The organism is Nocardioides sp., assembly GCF_035697785.1.
Taxonomy (GTDB): domain Bacteria; phylum Actinomycetota; class Actinomycetes; order Propionibacteriales; family Nocardioidaceae; genus Nocardioides_B.
This window is the reverse complement of record NZ_DASSCL010000053.1, coordinates 23,743-38,831: the sequence shown is the minus strand read 5'-3', so window position 1 is coordinate 38,831 and position 15,089 is coordinate 23,743. Positions and strand designations below refer to the sequence as shown.

Genomic DNA, 15,089 nt, shown 5'->3' with positions numbered 1-15,089 from the left:
TGCGGGTCGTCGCGGTCAGCTTCTCGGTGACGGGGTGGGCCCGCTGGGTCATCTTCTCGACGTTCTTGAGGGCGTTGACACCGCCCACGACGAACATCGAGGCGAGCATCGGACGGGCGACGAGTCGGACCAGAGTCATGGAGTCATTCATACCCGATCGACCCGCGGTCACGCTCGCGCGTGGTCATTCGACCGTGACGGACCTGGTGTTGTTCTTCTTTGCCGTCTCGGCCTCCCCGGCGTCCGGTGCATCGACCGTGATGCTGACCGTCCGAGATGGTTGGCCGGCGGGGTGGAAGAGAATCATGTCGACGAAGAAGGCGCCGTCGCCGTCGGCGGAAACGTTCGTGCACACAACCGTCGTCGACGACGAGACGACGCAGTCGACGAGGCCCTCTCCGCTGGCTCCGTCGGCATCGTCGATGAAACGGACCTGCTCGGGTCCAGTGCCCTCGCCTGCCAGGGTGAAGACAACCCGATCGACGGCACCCGGAACGCCGGTAACTTCCGCGCGAACCGTGTTGCGAGAGCCCTGCTGCCGAGTCACGTCCAACGCCGCGAGCACGACGTCCACAGCGGGCGGGACCGCTTGCAGCGTGGTGGTGCCGGAGTTGTTCTCGCGGTTCCCGTCCTCGAGACCGGCCAAGGGATCGATGGCGATGCTGATCGTCGTCGCAGTGCGGTCGTCGATCGCGTCGACGAGGAACACGACGTCGGTCCCCACGGGCTTCTCACACGTCAGCACATCGCCCGGCGGCAGCGTGGCCGGGCACCCAGGAGTCGACGATCCGATGAACCGTCCCTCACCGGAGAGGCGGAAGGTGAACGGTCCCGTGTAGTCCGTCGGCACGCCTGTGACTGTGCTGGACACCCGGTAGGTGCCCTTGTCGTCGGCCGTCGCCTCCGCAGCAACGACGAGGCCCACGTCCGCGGTCGGCTCCGGCCGCGCCGCCCCGAGCAGGGTCACGTCAGAGGTGTTGTTCGTCGCGTCCGGATCTTCGAAGCCGATCGCGGGGGCCAGGCGAATGGTGACGGGCGTGTCCGCGAAGGGGTCGCCCGGGCGGAGCAAGAACTCTGGCTGGGCGGTCGCCGCACAAATGATCTGGGAGGGCAGCACGACCGTGCAGGCGGAGGTGCTCCCGCTGAACGCGGCGGCCCCCGACGTGATTGTGAACTGCAGACTCTCCGACGTGTCGGGGACGCCGGACACGTTGGCCAGCACGCGATAGGCGCCGTCGGCTCCGGCACTGGCGGGGTTCGGCGAGAGGCCGGTGAGCTCGACGTCGGCCGTGGGCGTCGGGGGGTCCACGGGCGGGTCGACGGGCGGGTCCACAGGCGGATCCACAGGCGGATCCGCAGGCGGGTTCGGCGTCGACGGCGTGCTCGGCAGCGACCCGGGCGGGGTGGTTCCAGGCGGTGTCGAGCCGGGCGGCGTACCGGGGGTGCCGGGCTCCGCGGGCGGTGTCGCCTTGTTGGGCTTGTACTGGAACGAGCTTGCGTTGGACTCCGGGTCGGACGGGTCGGTGTACCCCTTGGGCACGGACACGACGAGCCGCACCTCGCTGTCGGGCTGGTCGGCCGGGATCCGCAGCCGGATCGACCCGGTGAACGCGCGGGGCGCGAGCGCCATCCCGCGCTGCATCGCGAAGCCGCCGCGGGCCAGCGCGCCGGTCGAGCAGTCGGCCGTGGTGGCGGAGGTGAGCGTGCAGGCCGAGCCGTTCTCACGGAACTCGATGCCGCGCGGGTCGGAGATCAGCTCCAGGCCGATGGTCGGCGGCAGCGGGTCGCCCGAGACCGTGAACGACACGGCGTCCCCGTCGAACGAGACGGGGGAGGAGAAGCCGACGTCGGATGTGACCGAGCCGGCTGACTCAGGCCCCTGCGCCCCGTCGCCCGGTCCGTCGCCCGGCGCGTCCGAGGCACCTGGTGCCGCGGGATCGGCCGCCGATGGGCCCGGCACGGTCGCAATGGCGGGCTCTGCCGTGGAGTCGTCGTCGGGTGTCTCGTCGGTCGTGGCCTCGTCCTCGGGCTCGGAATCGGCTTCGGCCGACTTCTTGCCCTGGGGCTTTGCGGTCGGCGTGGCGGCCGCGGCCGCGGGCGGTGTCGGGACGGCGGACGAGGCGTTCGCGGCGGGGTCCCTGATGGCCGCGACCTGCTCGCCGCCGTTCGGCAGCAGGAGTACGCCGGCCGTGGCGACCGCCGCCACACCGGCCGCCACGCCCGCGGCGGTCGCCGCACCGGCGTTGGCGCTGACGACGTCGCGGACCCGGCCGAACAGGGCGGTCAGCCCGAACCCGCCGGCGGCCGCGCCGGTCGAGGCGAGGTAGCCCGTCGCGGCGCCACCGAGCAGCAGCGGCGCGATGATGCCGGCGAGGTTAGAGTTCACCTCGGTCAGCTCGAGGTACATCGCCGTGCAGCGCCGGCACTCGTCGAGGTGCGAGCGCACCTTCGTGGCATCGCGGTTGGAGAGGCCCTTGCGGACGTAGGCGCCGAGGTGCTCGTTGACCCACCGGCAGTCGGTCTCGGAGGTGTCGTTGAGGTGCATCGTCAGGAACGCCTGACGGAGTCCCTCACGGGCGCGGTAGGCGAGCGCGGACACCGAGTTGGGGCTCATCCCGAGCAGCGGCGCGATGTCGGCAGGCTTCTGTCCCTCGACCTCGAGGTGCCAGAGCACGAGCTGCCAGCGCTCGGGGAGGGTGGCGAACGCCTTGGCCGCGGCGCCGCTCTCGAAGGCGGCGACGGCGGTGTCCTGGAACGGGATGCCGCCGTCGAACTCCGACATGTCCTCGGACGGCTGCACCTTGGCGTTGGCGCGGATCTTGTCGACGTGCAGGCGGCGTACCGCGGTGAGCAGGTACGCCCGGAACGCCACGTCCGGGCCGCCGCCGCCCTGCAGGACGGTGAGCACCTTGGCGAATGCCTCGGAGACCAAGTCGTCGGAGTCCGGACCGCGGACGAGCTGGCGGGCGAGCCGGTTGGCGGCGTCCTTGTGCCGGGCGAACAGCTCGCCGTAGGCAGCGACGTCTCCCCCGCGGACGCTCGAGATCAGCTCGGCGTCGCTGGGCGTGGTGATGTCGCTCAGCAGCTCGGTCATGGTTCCTTCTTCGAAGAGACGTCGTGAGGACACGGCGATGACGCGAGAACGGCGACTCTTCCGCAGTCACGGTAGCCCGGCCGGAGCGCTCAGGGAGCGATTCCGAGGATTCCCCGCGGGCCATTCGGAACGGAACGGACACGAATTTTTTCCAGAGTTCCGCGTCATGACCCCGAGCGAGCGCCGTTCCACCCCTGAGGGAACCGATCGGACGCGCGCTCTCGAGGGGCGCACGGCGGCACCGGAGGGAGGTGAACGTTCGCATGGCCATGTTCACGTTCACTCGCCGCCGGTCCGATCCGGACCCGGACACCAGGGCGGGCGGATTGTCGCTCGACGTACGGGAGTCTCTCCCGCTGCGCTTCGAGGCGGTCGGGGAGGCCCTGGTGTCCGACGGGGACGTGAGTGCGGCCTGCCATGTGGTGGGACGCGACGTGGCCCGTGACGGTGCCGCCCTGGGAGAGGCACTGTCCGGGCTGCGCACGACGTTCGCGCTCGTGCACGGCATTGACCCGCCGTTCGATGCCACGCAGGCACTGTCCGTCGCGTGGAGCGAGGCGACCCTGGAGTACCTGCACGACCTGTCCTGCGAGGACCCGCTGACCGGGCTGACCAGCCTCGCGCACGTGCGCACCCGGCTGGCCGAGGTCTACCGCGACGCCGAGCTCACCGACATGCCGGTCCGGACCAGTCACGCCCTGGTCGTGGTGGAGGTCCGGATCCAGGGCCGGGCCCTGCTCGAGGAGCACCAGTTCACCCGCGCGCTGCGCATGGTCCAGGTCGCCGAGGCGCTACGCGCGGTGTTCTCCGGCGGCGAGACCATCGGCCGGCTGGGGCTGCATCGCGCGGTCGGCGTGGTCCGGCGCGCGCCCGACCTGGGCACGTCGGTGACGCTGCTGCGGGAGTTCATCAGCGACCTGGACCTCGGCGACGCCGACTTGCGCGTCTGGATCGAGGGCCTGCCCGGTACGCCGGAGTCGGCGACCCGGCTGCTCGACGACCTCGCCCGCGGCTGACGCGAAACCTCCCGATCAGCGCAGTCGGCGCAGCACCTCGTCGAGGTCATCGACAGCCCGCGCCTCCTCGGGCGTGAGGGCGGCGAGCGGTGTCGTGGAGAGCCGCCGGTAGACCGCGGCCATCCCCTCGAACAGCTCGCCCGATGCCCCGGCCGAGCGCTGCGTGGTCGCGATCGCCTCCATCTCCGCGACGAACCGGGCGCTCTTGCTCGTCGCGGTCGCCACCAGCCGGGCGGCCCGGTCCGCCGTGTCGGGAAAGGCCTCCCGCAGGTCGGCCAGCACGACCTCCAGCACGCCGAGCTCGTGGGCGGTCTGCAGCGCCTGCGCCCACAGGGCGGTGGTGCCCTTGTAGACCGACGCCGTGCACATCTTGACCCCCGAGGCGACACCGACCCGGTCACCCACGACGGTGGCGCGGATGCCGTCGGCGGGCAGCCCGGCCAGCGCGGCGGCGCGAGGGCCCGACAGGTACAGCAGCGTGTCTCCACCCGGCACCGGTGGGCCGCCGCTGATCGAGCCGTCGACGAGCTCGATGCCGGCGGCGCCCGCGCGCGCGGCGTACTCCTCGACGGTGGCGGGCGCCACCGCGTTGAGTTCGGCGACCAAGGGCCGCACCCCCACCGACGCCGCGCTCGCGAGCACCGCGGACAACGCGTCGCCGGCCGCGTCGGGCGGGCAGACGGTGACCACGACGTCGCTGCGGCCCACCACCGCGTCGAGGCCGTCCAGCAGGGTCAGCCCGTCCGCCAGCCGACGGGTCCGTTCGCTGCGTCCGGCGACGGTTGCCACCACCGTGGCTCCACCGGCCTGCCAGGCCCGACCCAGCGCGGAGCCCATCGCTCCGGGCGACACGATTCCGATCGTCGTCATGGCCGGCATTGAACCACCGGACCCCGCGGACCCCCCACCGATACGACGCGACGTACCTGCTGTTCCACCACCCCTGCAGCAACAAATCCGTCGCGTCGTATCCGGGAAGCGGGGCGGGGGCGACCCCGCTAGCCTGACCGCATGTGCGGTAGGTACGCGTCGAGCCGGCGGCCCGAGGACCTCGTCGAGGAGTTCGAGATCGACAAGGTCGAGGTCAAGGAGACCCTGGCGCCCGACTTCAACGTGGCACCCACCAAACCCGTCTACACCGTCGTCCAGCGCCCGCCGGGCAAGGGCGGCGCTGACGAGGGCGGGGACGACGCGGCGCCCGAGCGCCAGCTGCGCGTGACCAGCTGGGGGCTGGTGCCGTTCTGGGCCAAGGACCCGGCCATCGGCAACAAGATGATCAACGCGCGCATGGAGACCGTGCACGAGAAGCCCGCCTTCCGCCGCGCCTTCGCCACCCGCCGCTGCCTGCTGCCCGCCGACGGTTACTACGAGTGGTACCCGACCGAGCAGAAGACGAAGGCCGGGAAGCCGTTGAAGCAGCCGTTCTTCATCCACCCCGCCGACGACAGCGTGCTGGCGATGGCCGGGCTCTACGAGATCTGGCGCGACCCGACCCGCGACGAGGACGACCCGGCCCGGTTCAAGTGGACCTGCACCGTCCTGACCACCAGCGCCGAGGACGCGGTCGGGCACATCCACGACCGGATGCCGCTGCTGGTGGAGCCGGAGCGGTACGACGCGTGGCTCGACCCGACCCTCTCCGAGCCCGACGAGCTGCGCAAGCTGCTGGTGCCCGCCGCGCCGGGCCGGCTCGAGGCCTACCCGGTGTCCACCCAGGTCAACAGCGTCCGCAACAACGGGCCGGAGCTGCTCGACCCACTCCCCGCCGAGCCCGAGGGGCCGGCGTGAGCACCCAGGTCTCCTCCGTCGAGACACCGCACGGCGAGGCCCGGCTGCACCGCGACCGCTCCCACCACCCGATCGCGACCCTGCTCCTCGGCCACGGCGCCGGTGGCGGCGTCGACTCCGCGGACCTGGCCGCGCTGGCCGCCGAGCTGCCGCGGCAGGGGATCTCGGTGGTGCGGGTGGAGCAGCCGTGGAGGGTGGCCGGCAAGAAGGTCGCCGCGCGTCCCGAGGTGCTCGACCGCTGCTTCGTGGCGGCCGCCGGGGCGCTGCGGGCGCGCACGCCGCTCGTCGTGGGTGGTCGCAGCGCCGGGGCCCGTTCCGCGGCCCGGACCGCGCACGAGCTCGGCGCCACGGCGTACCTCGCCCTCGCGTTCCCGCTGCACCCGCCCGGCCGGCCCGAGAAGTCGCGCCTCGCGGAGCTCGAGGGCGTCGACGTACCGGCCCTGGTGGTGCAGGGGGAGCGCGACACCTTCGGGACGCCCGAGGAGTTCCCCGAGCGGTTCGACATGACGGTGGTGCCGGGTGGTGACCACGGGTTCAAGGTGCCGAAGTCGGGGCCGGTCAGCCAGGAGGAGGCGCTGGCCATCGTCGTCGAGGCGACGCTCGAGTGGGTCGTGCGCGAGGTGGTCGGGAATCGAACCGCCGGGTGAGGTGTTCAGGCTCCTGATCGACGCATCGAGAAGGAGGTTGTGTGTCCGGCACCTTGACCTGCGACAGAGGGGACCAACGCTGTGAGGAACCTCGCGGCCAAGGCTCCTACCCGGTGCTCCCGGTAGGCTGGGTGGCGATGACGGACCACAACAGCCCGGCCGAGGCGGATCTGCCCGACGTGGCGACCGAGACCCAGGCCGACCGCTCGGCACGCTTCGAGCGCGACGCGATGCCCTTCCTCGACCAGCTCTACTCCGCCGCGATGCGGATGACCCGCAACCCGCAGGACGCCGAGGACCTAGTGCAGGAGACGTTCGCCAAGGCGTACGCCGCCTTCCACCAGTTCCGTCCCGGCACCAACCTGAAGGCGTGGCTCTACCGGATCCTCACCAACACCTTCATCAACAACTACCGCAAGAAGCAGCGCCAGCCCCAGCAGTCGATGAGCGAGGACGTCGAGGACTGGCAGCTCGCGCGTGCCGAGTCGCACACCTCCTCCGGCCTGAAGTCCGCCGAGATGGAGGCGCTCGAGCACCTCCCCGACAGCGCCGTCAAGGACGCGCTGGCGAAGCTCCCCGAGGACTTCCGCCTGGCGGTCTACCTCGCCGACGTCGAGGGTTTCCCGTACAAGGAGATCGCGGAGATCATGGACACTCCGATCGGCACCGTCATGTCCCGGCTGCACCGGGGCCGCCGGCAGCTGCGTGAGCTGCTCTCGGACTACGCCCGCAACCGCGGCCTCAGCGCCGCGTCCGCCGGCACCCGTGACGGGGGTGCGTCGTGAGCCCGAGCAGCACCGGCGGGCCCTGCGGGGACCCCCACGACAGGGACTGTGCCGAGGTCCTCGACCGGGTCTTCTACTTCATCGACAACGAGCTGGCCGACGCCGACCAGTCGGAGATCCAGCACCACCTCGACGAGTGCGGCCCGTGCCTTCAGAAGTACGACCTCGAGCGCACCGTCAAGGCGCTCGTGGCCAGGTCCTGCTCCGAGCACGCGCCCGAGACGCTTCGCGAGAAGGTGCTGCTGCGGATCCGCACCGTGCAGGTGGAGATCCACGAGACGACCGAGTAGACGCCCGCCCGCTTCATGACGAAGACCCCGTGCCTCGAAGGGCAACGGGGTCTTCTGCTGTGCGCGTGAGCGCGCAAGAACGCCGGATCAGGCGTTGGGGCGCTTACCGTGGTTGGCGCCCTTCTTCTTGCGGGCGCGGCGCTTGCGGCCGGTCTTACCCATGGTGTCCTCCTCAACCCTGAGACAGTCAGCAGCCCCGACCGTGACGGTCAGGGCTGAGGCCCATTGTCGCATCCGAGCTCGTGCCCGCGAAATCCGGGCGGCAGGATGGCGGCATGACGATCGAGGTCGGACGCACCGCCACGTTGGAGTTCACCGTCTCCCAGGACGACACCGCCGCCGCGCTGGGCTCGGGGGACCTCCCGGTGCTCGGCACGCCGCGACTGCTCGCCTGGGCCGAGGCGGCGACCTGTGCGGCGATCGCGGCCGACCTCGACGCTGCCTCGTCGAGCGTGGGTACGCGCATTCAGCTCGACCACGTCGCCGCGAGCCCGGTGGGCGCGGCCGTGTCGGTCACGGCAACCACGTCGTACGCCGACGGGCGCCTGGTCCGCTTCGAGGTCGTCGCCGAGCACGAGGTGGACGGTGCGCCCAAGGTGGTCGGCCACGGCGAGGTCACCCGGGTCGTCGTCGACCGCGAGAGGTTCATCGGCCGGCTGTAACAACGATTCGTCTGCGATCCGCCCGCGTGAATCACCCCATAGACCGCAGACGAATCGTTGTTTACAGGTCGAGGCGGAACGCGAGCAGGTCGACGCCGGGCATGGGGGACCAGTCGAGGTCGGGAGTACGCCGGAAGCCGAGGCGGGCGTAGATGCGCTGGGCCGCCCGCTGCTCGGGCAGGCTGGAGAGTACGACGGCGGTGTAGCCGAGCTCGCGGGACCGCTCGAGGCAGGTGCCCACCAGGGCGTCGGCCACCCCGCGGCGTCGCGCGCCGGGGGCCACCCCCAGCATCCGGAACTCGCCCTCGCCGGGTCGCGCGATCTCGCGCCACGGCGACCCGTCGGGGCAGAACGTGACGGTGCCCGCGATCCGGCCCGGCAGGTCCTCGAGGGTGGCGACGTAGACCTCCGCCTCGCGGGCCCGGGCCGCGGCGTCGCGCAGCCGCGGGACGTAGGGGTCGTCGGGGACGAGGTACCCGTCCACCTCGTACGCGGCGACCGTGATGTCCCCGACCTCGCCGAGCTCGTCGCCGTGGGCGGGCCGGACCAGGACCGTCATACCCCGAAGGTGTTGCGCGGGTACGCCGCGTCGACGTCGGTGATCACGTTGACCAGGTAGGGCTTGCCGGAGTCGAACGCCCGGTCCAGCGCGGCGCCGATCTGCTTGGGGTCGGTGACGGTCTCGCCGCCGCCCCCGAGCGCCTTCACCACGTCGTCGTAGCGGGTCTGCGGCGCGAGGTCGGCGGCGACGTCGTACCCGTAGAGCATCTGCATCGGCTGCTTCTCCAGCCCCCAGGCGGAGTTGTTGCCGCACACCATCACGACCGGCAGGTCGTGGCGGACCAGGCTGTCGACGTCCATGAGCGACATCCCGGCGGCCCCGTCGCCGAGCAGCAGCACCACCTGCGCGGACGGGCGGGCGATCCGGGCCGCGATGGCGGAGCCGAGCCCGGCGCCGAGGCAGCCGTACGGGCCTGGGTCCAGCCAGCCGCCGGGCCGCTGCGGCTCGACGTACTTGCCGGCGAACGAGACGAAGTCGCCGCCGTCGCCGATGACGACGGAGTCCTCCGCCAGCCGCGGCACCAGCTCGCCGTAGATCCGGGCCGGGTGGATCGGGTCGGCCTCCGCCGACAGCAGGGCCGCGTCGCGCTCGACGGCGGCGCGGACGCCGGCCTGCAGCTCCTCGACCCAGGCAGCCCAGTCGGGCTTGCGCAGCTGCTGCTCGACGCCGGACCGGATGCCGTCGAGGGCGAGCGTGAGGTCGCCGGCCGCCGAGGCCGCCAGGTCGGCGTGCCGCGAGACCTGCGCGGGGGAGTCGGCGACGTGCACGACCTTCGCCGCCGGTGCGCCCTCCTTGCCGCCGAACACGCCGTAGCCGAGCCGGAAGTCGAGCGGCGTGCCGACGACGACCACCAGGTCGCTGGTGCCCAGCGCCGCGCCACGAGCCTTGGTCACCAGCAGCGGGTGGCCGCCGGGTACGACGCCGCGGCCCATCCCGTTGGTGACCGCGGGCAGCCCCAGGGTCTCGACCAGCCGGAGGGCGGCCTCCTCCGCGCCGTCGGCCCACACGTCGGTGCCCAGCACGAGCACCGGCCGGCGGGCCTCGGCCAGCAGGGCGCCGATCTCGGTCAGGGCCTCGGGGTCGGGCTGGACCGGGGTCCGCCGGAGAGCTGCACCCGCGCTGCCAGCATCGGACAAGGGATGAATGGCTGACTTGTTGAACAGTTCATCCATCGGGACGTCGAGGAACGTCGGACCGCGGTGCGGCGCGGCCGCGACCCGGAACGCCTCGTCGACCGACTCCGGGATCGCGGCGACGGTCTGCACGGTCCGGGCGAGCTTGGTCACCGGTGCCAGCAGCGGCGGGTGGTCGAGCTCCTGCAGGCTGCCCATGCCCCACCGGTTCGCCGGCGCCCGGCCGCCGACCACGACGAGCGGGGAGCCGCTGAACTGCGCCTGCGTGATCGCGCTGACCCCGTTGGTGACGCCGGGCCCGGCCGTGAGTACGGCGAGGCCGGGGACCCGTGTCAGCTTGCCGACCGCCTCGGCGGCGAAGACGGCGGTCTGCTCGTGCCGGACGTCGAGGATCCGCATCGGCGGGTCGGCATGGACCGCCCCGTCGTACATCGGGAAGACGTGCGCACCGGAGAGGGTGAACATCGTGTCGACGCCGTGGGCGGCGGCGACGGCCACGGCGTGCTCACCGCCGTGCGCCTCGGCGGGTGCCACCGGCCCGTCCTCGACCGAGTCGTCGGCGGGGCTGGTGGGGACCTGGGTGACGTCGCTCATGCGGGCAGGCTACCCGTTGGTAGCCTGCCCGCAGTCGCGAGGTTCCCCGGTCCTACCTGGTCGGGGTGTCGGTCGACAGGTCGTCGACGTCGATCTCCTCGACACCCTCGTCGCCGGCGTCGGCCTTGTAGTCCGACGCGGTCGTGTGGTCGGTCCCCGCGGACACCTTGAGCGCGTTGAACACCATCGTCAGCACGATCGCCACGACCAGGTTCAGCACGAACGCGGTCAGCGCGATGTAGCCCTTGGTGTCCGTGAGCGGGATCGTCGCCAGCGGGCTGCCGAAGTGGCTGCCCGGGTCACCGACGACCGGCTGCAGGTAGGCCGTCCAGGTGCCGTAGACCATGCCGACCGCCCAGCCCGTGAGCAGGGCCCAGCGGTGCATCCACCGCGTGTAGAGGCCGATCACGATCGCCGGGAAGGTCTGCAGGATCCAGACCCCGCCGAGCAGCTGCAGGTTGATCGCGAAGTCGCTGGGCAGCGCGAGCACGAAGAACAGTGCCCCGAACTTGACGACCAGCGAGATCAGCTTGCTCTGCTTGGCCTCCTGCGCGTGGGTGGCGTCCGGGTTGATGAACGCCTTGTAGATGTTGCGGGTCCACAGGTTCGCCGCCGCGATCGACATGATCGCCGCGGGCACCAGCGCCCCGATCCCGATCGCCGCGAACGCGACCCCGGCGAACCAGCTCGGGAACATCTCCCGCAACAGCTCCGGCACCGCCAGCTGGGCGTTGTCCACCTCGATGCCGGCCGCGATGGCCATGAACCCGAGCAGCGCCAGCAGTCCCAGCAGGAAGGAGTACGCCGGCAGGAACGCCGCGTTGCGCCTGATCACCGAGCGGTTCGCGGAGGCCAGCACCCCGGTCAGGGAGTGCGGGTACATGAACAGCGCCAGCGCGGAGCCGAGGGCCAGCGAGGCGTAGGCCCAGTGCAGCGCCTCCACCGGCATCAGGCCCTTGGGTGAGGCGTCACCGGCCGCGATCGCGTCGGCGTTGTCGGTGTTGAACGCGTCGAACGAGTCCCTCGCGGACCCGAACACCACGTCCCATCCGCCGAGCTGCATCGGGATGTAGATGACCGCCACGATGATCACGATGTAGATCAACGTGTCCTTGACGAACGCGATGAGCGCCGGCGCGCGCAGACCCGAGGAGTAGGTGTACGCCGCGAGCACGGCGAAGGCGATGAACAGCGGCAGGTCCTGGGCGATCCACGAGTCGCCGCGGCCACCGATGCCCATCACCTCGAGCACCACCTGGATGCCCACCAGCTGGAGGGCGATGTAGGGCATGGTCGCGAGGATCCCGGTCACCGCGACGGCCAGCGCGAGCGGCCGGCTGTCGTAGCGGCCGTGGATGAAGTCGGCGGGCGTCACGTAACCGTGCCGGTGCGAGACCGACCAGAGGCGCGGCAGGAACACGAAGATGATCGGGTACAGGATGATCGTGTAGGGCACCGCGAAGAACCCGATCATGCTTCCGGCGTAGAGCAGGGCGGGCACGGCCACGAACGTGTACGCCGTGTAGATGTCGCCGCCGATCAGGAACCAGGTCACGAAGGTGCCGAAGCCGCGGCCGCCCAGGCCCCACTCGTCGAGGCTGTCCAGGGAGCTGGCCCGGCGCCACCGTGACGCCATGAAGCCCATGACGGTGACGAGCAGGAAGAAGAAGATGAAGACGCCGAGCTCGACGACGTTGACGTCGTTCATGACTTCCTCCGCACCTGGCCGCGCGCCAGCCGGTCCCGCTCGGTCGCCGTCTCACTGAGCTTGAAGGCGACGTACGTCAACGCCGAGACGATGGGGATCAGCAGGAACTGGAACCAGTAGAAGAACGGGAAGCCGCCGAGGGCCGGGGACTCCGAGTCGTAGAGCCAGACGAGCAGCGGGACGATCGCCCCCACCGCCAGCAGGACTCCCACGATGACCCAGGTGGACTTCGTACCTGACGGTGCTGTGCCCGACGGGGGACGAGTGTCGGTCATGAGCGATCACCTCCGAGAATTGGCGCCCGCGCGAGAGTAGTAACGGGCGACCCACCAAAGGGTGTACCCCGGGGAGGCGTCTTTCAGCGGTCGATCTGGTGCGACGAACGGTTCGACCGCCGCGGCGGACCCGTCAGGTCAGGTAGTCCGGGTTGACCTGCTTGAGCCGGTCGATCAGCGCCAGCAGCAGGTCGGCACGACGGGCCGGCGGGCGGGGCGCCAGCGCGAGCTGGAGGTGCAGCGCCCTCAGGAACTGCTGGACGTTGCCGGCCACCGCGTAGGCGCCGCCGTCACGTTCGTGGTCCGGACGCGCCTTCTCCGCGAGCCGGGCCAGCCACCGCTCCACGACGTCGAGGCTGACCAGGTCGCGGCGCAGGATCTGCATGGTGGCCAGCGCCAACCGGTCGTCCTCGCCGTGCAGCAGCCGGTCGCTCTGGGTGAGCAGCCGGTCGGCGATGACGTCGAGGAGCACGGTGAGCTCCAGCCGGCCGACGGCGTCGGACCGCGCGAGCGCGGCCAGCACGTCGGCGCCGTGGGCGACCGCGTGCGCCCAGCCCTTGCCGGGCACGTAGCCGCGCACGTCACGCTCGCGGACCAACCAGCCCGCGGCCCGGTCGCCCCAGCGCAGGATCGTGTCCGGGGGTACGACGTGCCGCTCGTTGTCGCGGGAGACGCACTCGCCGAGGATCAGCGCCGAGAAGCTGCGCCGGAAGACGGTGTCGGTGTCCCGCTCGCCGATGCCGACCATGAGGCCGGCGGCCATGCCGTCACCGAGGCCCTGGAGCAGGTCGTCGTACACGCCCTCGGACACCCAGGTGGCGAGCACTTCGTAGGCGATCCCGTCGCGCAGCCGTGGGTCGGGGTCGCCCAGCATCGCGGTCAGCTCGGAGGTGAGGTCGGCCAGCGAACGGTCGGTCGGGACCTTGTGGCCCTCCGCCACCACCCGGTCCCAGAACGCCGACTCCATGACCGCCATCCTGCCATTGCGCGGGCCCCCACCTGGAACCGGTGTCCGGCGCCGCGAGCGGGTGCCCACGCACCGCCTAGTCTGGTCCGGTGCCGTCGCTCAACGAGCTCGTCCGGGCTCACACGGACCTCGACGACGCGGATCTGACGTGGCTGCACCTGCTGCTCGCCGACTGGCAGATCATCGCCGACCTGTCCTTCGCCGACCTGGTGCTGTGGCTGCCCGACCGGTCCGGCAGCGGCTTCTGGGCGGGGGCGCAGATGCGGCCGACGACCGGGCCGACGGCGTACGTCGACGACCTGGTCGGTGCGTTCGTCCCGGCCGGTCGCCGACCGCTCCTCGACTCGGCGTACGAGCGTGAGCGGGTCGCCCGGGAGGGCGACCCCGAGTGGCGCGACGACATCCCGGTGCGGGTCGAGGCGATCCCCGTGCGCCGGGCCGACCGGATCCTCGCGGTCATCGCCCGCAACACCAACCTGCTCGGCGTGCGCACGCCGAGCCGGCTCGAGCTGTCCTACCTGCAGACGGCCACCGACCTGACCCAGATGATCGCGCACGGGCACTTCCCGTTCCCGGGCCAACGGTCCGACCACGCGGACTCACCCCGGGTCGGCGACGGGTTCGTGCGGATCGACGAGTCCGGGCGGGTCACCTACGCGAGCCCCAACGCGCTGTCGGTCTACCGTCGCCTGGGACTGCAGGCCGACCTGACCGGCCTCGTCCTGGCCGACGTGACGCGCTCGCTGGTGCCGCCGAAGCGGCGCCCCGACGAGGAGACCCTGTCGGCGGTGCTCGACGGGCGGATGCCCCGGGACACCGAGATCGGCGACGGCGACACGGTGCTGATCCTGCGGTCGATCCCGCTGCGCCCGACGGGCGAGCACATCGGTGCGCTCGTGCTGCTCCGCGACGTGACCGACCTGCGCAGCCGCGACCGCGAGCTGGTCACCAAGGACGCCACGATCCGCGAGATCCACCACCGCGTGAAGAACAACCTGCAGACCGTCGCCGCCCTGCTGCGGCTGCAGGCGCGCCGCATCGACGCGCCCGAGGGCCGGGCGGCCCTCGAGGAGGCGGTACGCCGGGTGGGGTCGATCGCGATCGTGCACGACACCCTGAGCCAGACCTTCGACGAGCGGGTCGACTTCGACGACGTGGCCGACCGGCTGCGGGTGATGGTGACCGAGGTCAGCTCGCCGGACGCCCGGGTGGTCACGAGCCGGAAGGGCAGCTTCGCGACGATCTCGGCCGAGGTGGCGACCCCGCTGGCGATGGTGCTCACCGAGGTCCTGCAGAACGCCGTCGAGCACGGCTTCGCGGAGCGGACCGGCTCGGTGACCATCACGGCCCGACGGCTGGTGGGGCGGCTGCACGTCGCCGTCGACGACGACGGCGCGGGACTGCCGCCGGAGTTCGACCTGGACGGGTCGACGAGCCTGGGACTCTCGATCGTGCGCACGCTCGTCGAGTCCGAGCTGGGCGGTCAGCTGCAGGTCGGTCCCCGTCCCGGGGGCGGGACGCGCGTCGACCTCGACATCCCCCTGGGCTGAGGCGCCCGCGGGAGGCCG

The 15,089-nt window shown here is 71.6% G+C and carries 15 protein-coding genes; 7 read left to right on the top strand and 8 right to left on the bottom strand.

Features of this window, described 5'->3' with window-relative positions; all coding sequences use genetic code 11:
* Window positions 1-184: 184 nt before the first annotated feature.
* The gene (locus VFH10_RS05750; RefSeq protein ID WP_325126845.1) at window positions 185-3,094 is read right to left on the bottom strand and encodes a sigma-70 family RNA polymerase sigma factor; all 2,910 of its coding nucleotides are present in this window, start codon (window positions 3,092-3,094) and stop codon (window positions 185-187) included.
* Between the two features lie 263 nt (window positions 3,095-3,357).
* On the opposite strand from VFH10_RS05750, the gene VFH10_RS05745 reads away from it, so the two are divergent.
* Window positions 3,358-4,110 carry a hypothetical protein gene (locus VFH10_RS05745; protein ID WP_325126843.1) on the top strand — a complete coding sequence of 251 codons (753 nt, stop codon included), beginning with the start codon at window positions 3,358-3,360 and terminating at the stop codon, window positions 4,108-4,110.
* Between the two features lie 15 nt (window positions 4,111-4,125).
* On the opposite strand, the gene VFH10_RS05740 is transcribed toward VFH10_RS05745, so the two are convergent.
* Window positions 4,126-4,980, bottom strand: a complete 855-nt coding sequence (locus VFH10_RS05740) for an NAD(P)-dependent oxidoreductase (RefSeq protein ID WP_325126841.1) — start codon at window positions 4,978-4,980, stop codon at window positions 4,126-4,128.
* Between the two features lie 141 nt (window positions 4,981-5,121).
* On the opposite strand from VFH10_RS05740, the gene VFH10_RS05735 reads away from it, so the two are divergent.
* The 4 genes from VFH10_RS05735 to rsrA all read left to right on the top strand — a co-directional run bounded on the left by VFH10_RS05735 (window position 5,122) and on the right by rsrA (window position 7,620).
* Entirely contained in the window at window positions 5,122-5,898 is a 777-nt protein-coding gene (locus tag VFH10_RS05735; RefSeq protein ID WP_325126839.1) for an SOS response-associated peptidase, read from the top strand.
* On the top strand, window positions 5,895-6,545 hold the full coding sequence (locus VFH10_RS05730) for an alpha/beta family hydrolase (RefSeq protein WP_325126837.1): 651 nt from the start codon (window positions 5,895-5,897) through the stop codon (window positions 6,543-6,545). Before VFH10_RS05735 ends, VFH10_RS05730 begins: the two co-directional genes overlap by 4 nt.
* 137 nt (window positions 6,546-6,682) lie before the next feature.
* Window positions 6,683-7,330 carry a sigma-70 family RNA polymerase sigma factor gene (locus VFH10_RS05725; protein ID WP_325126835.1) on the top strand — a complete coding sequence of 216 codons (648 nt, stop codon included), beginning with the start codon at window positions 6,683-6,685 and terminating at the stop codon, window positions 7,328-7,330.
* The gene (gene rsrA, locus VFH10_RS05720) at window positions 7,327-7,620 is read left to right on the top strand and encodes a mycothiol system anti-sigma-R factor (protein WP_325126833.1); all 294 of its coding nucleotides are present in this window, start codon (window positions 7,327-7,329) and stop codon (window positions 7,618-7,620) included. Before VFH10_RS05725 ends, rsrA begins: the two co-directional genes overlap by 4 nt.
* Window positions 7,621-7,707: 87 nt before the next feature.
* Here rsrA and VFH10_RS18350 read toward each other — a convergent pair whose 3' ends face one another.
* Window positions 7,708-7,782, bottom strand: a complete 75-nt coding sequence (locus VFH10_RS18350) for a 50S ribosomal protein bL37 (RefSeq protein ID WP_369759046.1) — start codon at window positions 7,780-7,782, stop codon at window positions 7,708-7,710.
* A gap of 113 nt (window positions 7,783-7,895) precedes the next feature.
* Here VFH10_RS18350 and VFH10_RS05715 point away from each other — a divergent pair, with 113 nt between their 5' ends.
* Entirely contained in the window at window positions 7,896-8,282 is a 387-nt protein-coding gene (locus VFH10_RS05715; RefSeq protein ID WP_325126831.1) for a thioesterase family protein, read from the top strand.
* Between the two features lie 61 nt (window positions 8,283-8,343).
* Here the strand turns inward: VFH10_RS05715 and VFH10_RS05710 are convergent, their stop codons facing one another.
* From VFH10_RS05710 to VFH10_RS05690, 5 genes are all read right to left on the bottom strand, one after another.
* Window positions 8,344-8,841 carry a GNAT family N-acetyltransferase gene (locus VFH10_RS05710; protein WP_325126829.1) on the bottom strand — a complete coding sequence of 166 codons (498 nt, stop codon included), beginning with the start codon at window positions 8,839-8,841 and terminating at the stop codon, window positions 8,344-8,346.
* Window positions 8,838-10,571 carry an acetolactate synthase gene (locus tag VFH10_RS05705; RefSeq protein ID WP_325126827.1) on the bottom strand — a complete coding sequence of 578 codons (1,734 nt, stop codon included), beginning with the start codon at window positions 10,569-10,571 and terminating at the stop codon, window positions 8,838-8,840. The genes VFH10_RS05710 and VFH10_RS05705 overlap by 4 nt, the downstream gene beginning before the upstream one ends.
* Before the next feature lie 52 nt (window positions 10,572-10,623).
* Window positions 10,624-12,279, bottom strand: a complete 1,656-nt coding sequence (gene mctP / locus VFH10_RS05700; protein ID WP_325126825.1) for a monocarboxylate uptake permease MctP — start codon at window positions 12,277-12,279, stop codon at window positions 10,624-10,626.
* The gene (locus VFH10_RS05695) at window positions 12,276-12,554 is read right to left on the bottom strand and encodes a DUF3311 domain-containing protein (protein ID WP_325126824.1); all 279 of its coding nucleotides are present in this window, start codon (window positions 12,552-12,554) and stop codon (window positions 12,276-12,278) included. The genes mctP and VFH10_RS05695 overlap by 4 nt, the downstream gene beginning before the upstream one ends.
* Window positions 12,555-12,687: 133 nt before the next feature.
* Complete coding sequence (locus tag VFH10_RS05690; protein ID WP_325126823.1) at window positions 12,688-13,521, bottom strand: DUF2785 domain-containing protein; 834 nt, start codon at window positions 13,519-13,521, stop codon at window positions 12,688-12,690.
* A gap of 89 nt (window positions 13,522-13,610) precedes the next feature.
* Between VFH10_RS05690 and VFH10_RS05685 the strand changes: the two genes are divergently transcribed.
* Window positions 13,611-15,071: a sensor histidine kinase gene (locus VFH10_RS05685; protein ID WP_325126821.1), complete on the top strand. Its 1,461-nt coding sequence runs from the start codon at window positions 13,611-13,613 to the stop codon at window positions 15,069-15,071.
* Window positions 15,072-15,089: the final 18 nt, after the last annotated feature.

Coding starts and splice junctions, on each gene's coding strand:
- VFH10_RS05705 (WP_325126827.1), bottom strand. CDS start 10,571: ATGAGCGACGTCACCCAGGTCCCCACCAGCCCCGCCGACGACTCGGTC.
- VFH10_RS05725 (WP_325126835.1), top strand. CDS start 6,683: ATGACGGACCACAACAGCCCGGCCGAGGCGGATCTGCCCGACGTGGCG.
- VFH10_RS05715 (WP_325126831.1), top strand. CDS start 7,896: ATGACGATCGAGGTCGGACGCACCGCCACGTTGGAGTTCACCGTCTCC.
- VFH10_RS05745 (WP_325126843.1), top strand. CDS start 3,358: ATGGCCATGTTCACGTTCACTCGCCGCCGGTCCGATCCGGACCCGGAC.
- mctP (WP_325126825.1), bottom strand. CDS start 12,279: ATGAACGACGTCAACGTCGTCGAGCTCGGCGTCTTCATCTTCTTCTTC.
- VFH10_RS05690 (WP_325126823.1), bottom strand. CDS start 13,521: ATGGAGTCGGCGTTCTGGGACCGGGTGGTGGCGGAGGGCCACAAGGTC.
- VFH10_RS05750 (WP_325126845.1), bottom strand. CDS start 3,094: ATGACCGAGCTGCTGAGCGACATCACCACGCCCAGCGACGCCGAGCTG.
- VFH10_RS05710 (WP_325126829.1), bottom strand. CDS start 8,841: ATGACGGTCCTGGTCCGGCCCGCCCACGGCGACGAGCTCGGCGAGGTC.
- VFH10_RS05740 (WP_325126841.1), bottom strand. CDS start 4,980: ATGACGACGATCGGAATCGTGTCGCCCGGAGCGATGGGCTCCGCGCTG.
- VFH10_RS05695 (WP_325126824.1), bottom strand. CDS start 12,554: ATGACCGACACTCGTCCCCCGTCGGGCACAGCACCGTCAGGTACGAAG.
- VFH10_RS05735 (WP_325126839.1), top strand. CDS start 5,122: ATGTGCGGTAGGTACGCGTCGAGCCGGCGGCCCGAGGACCTCGTCGAG.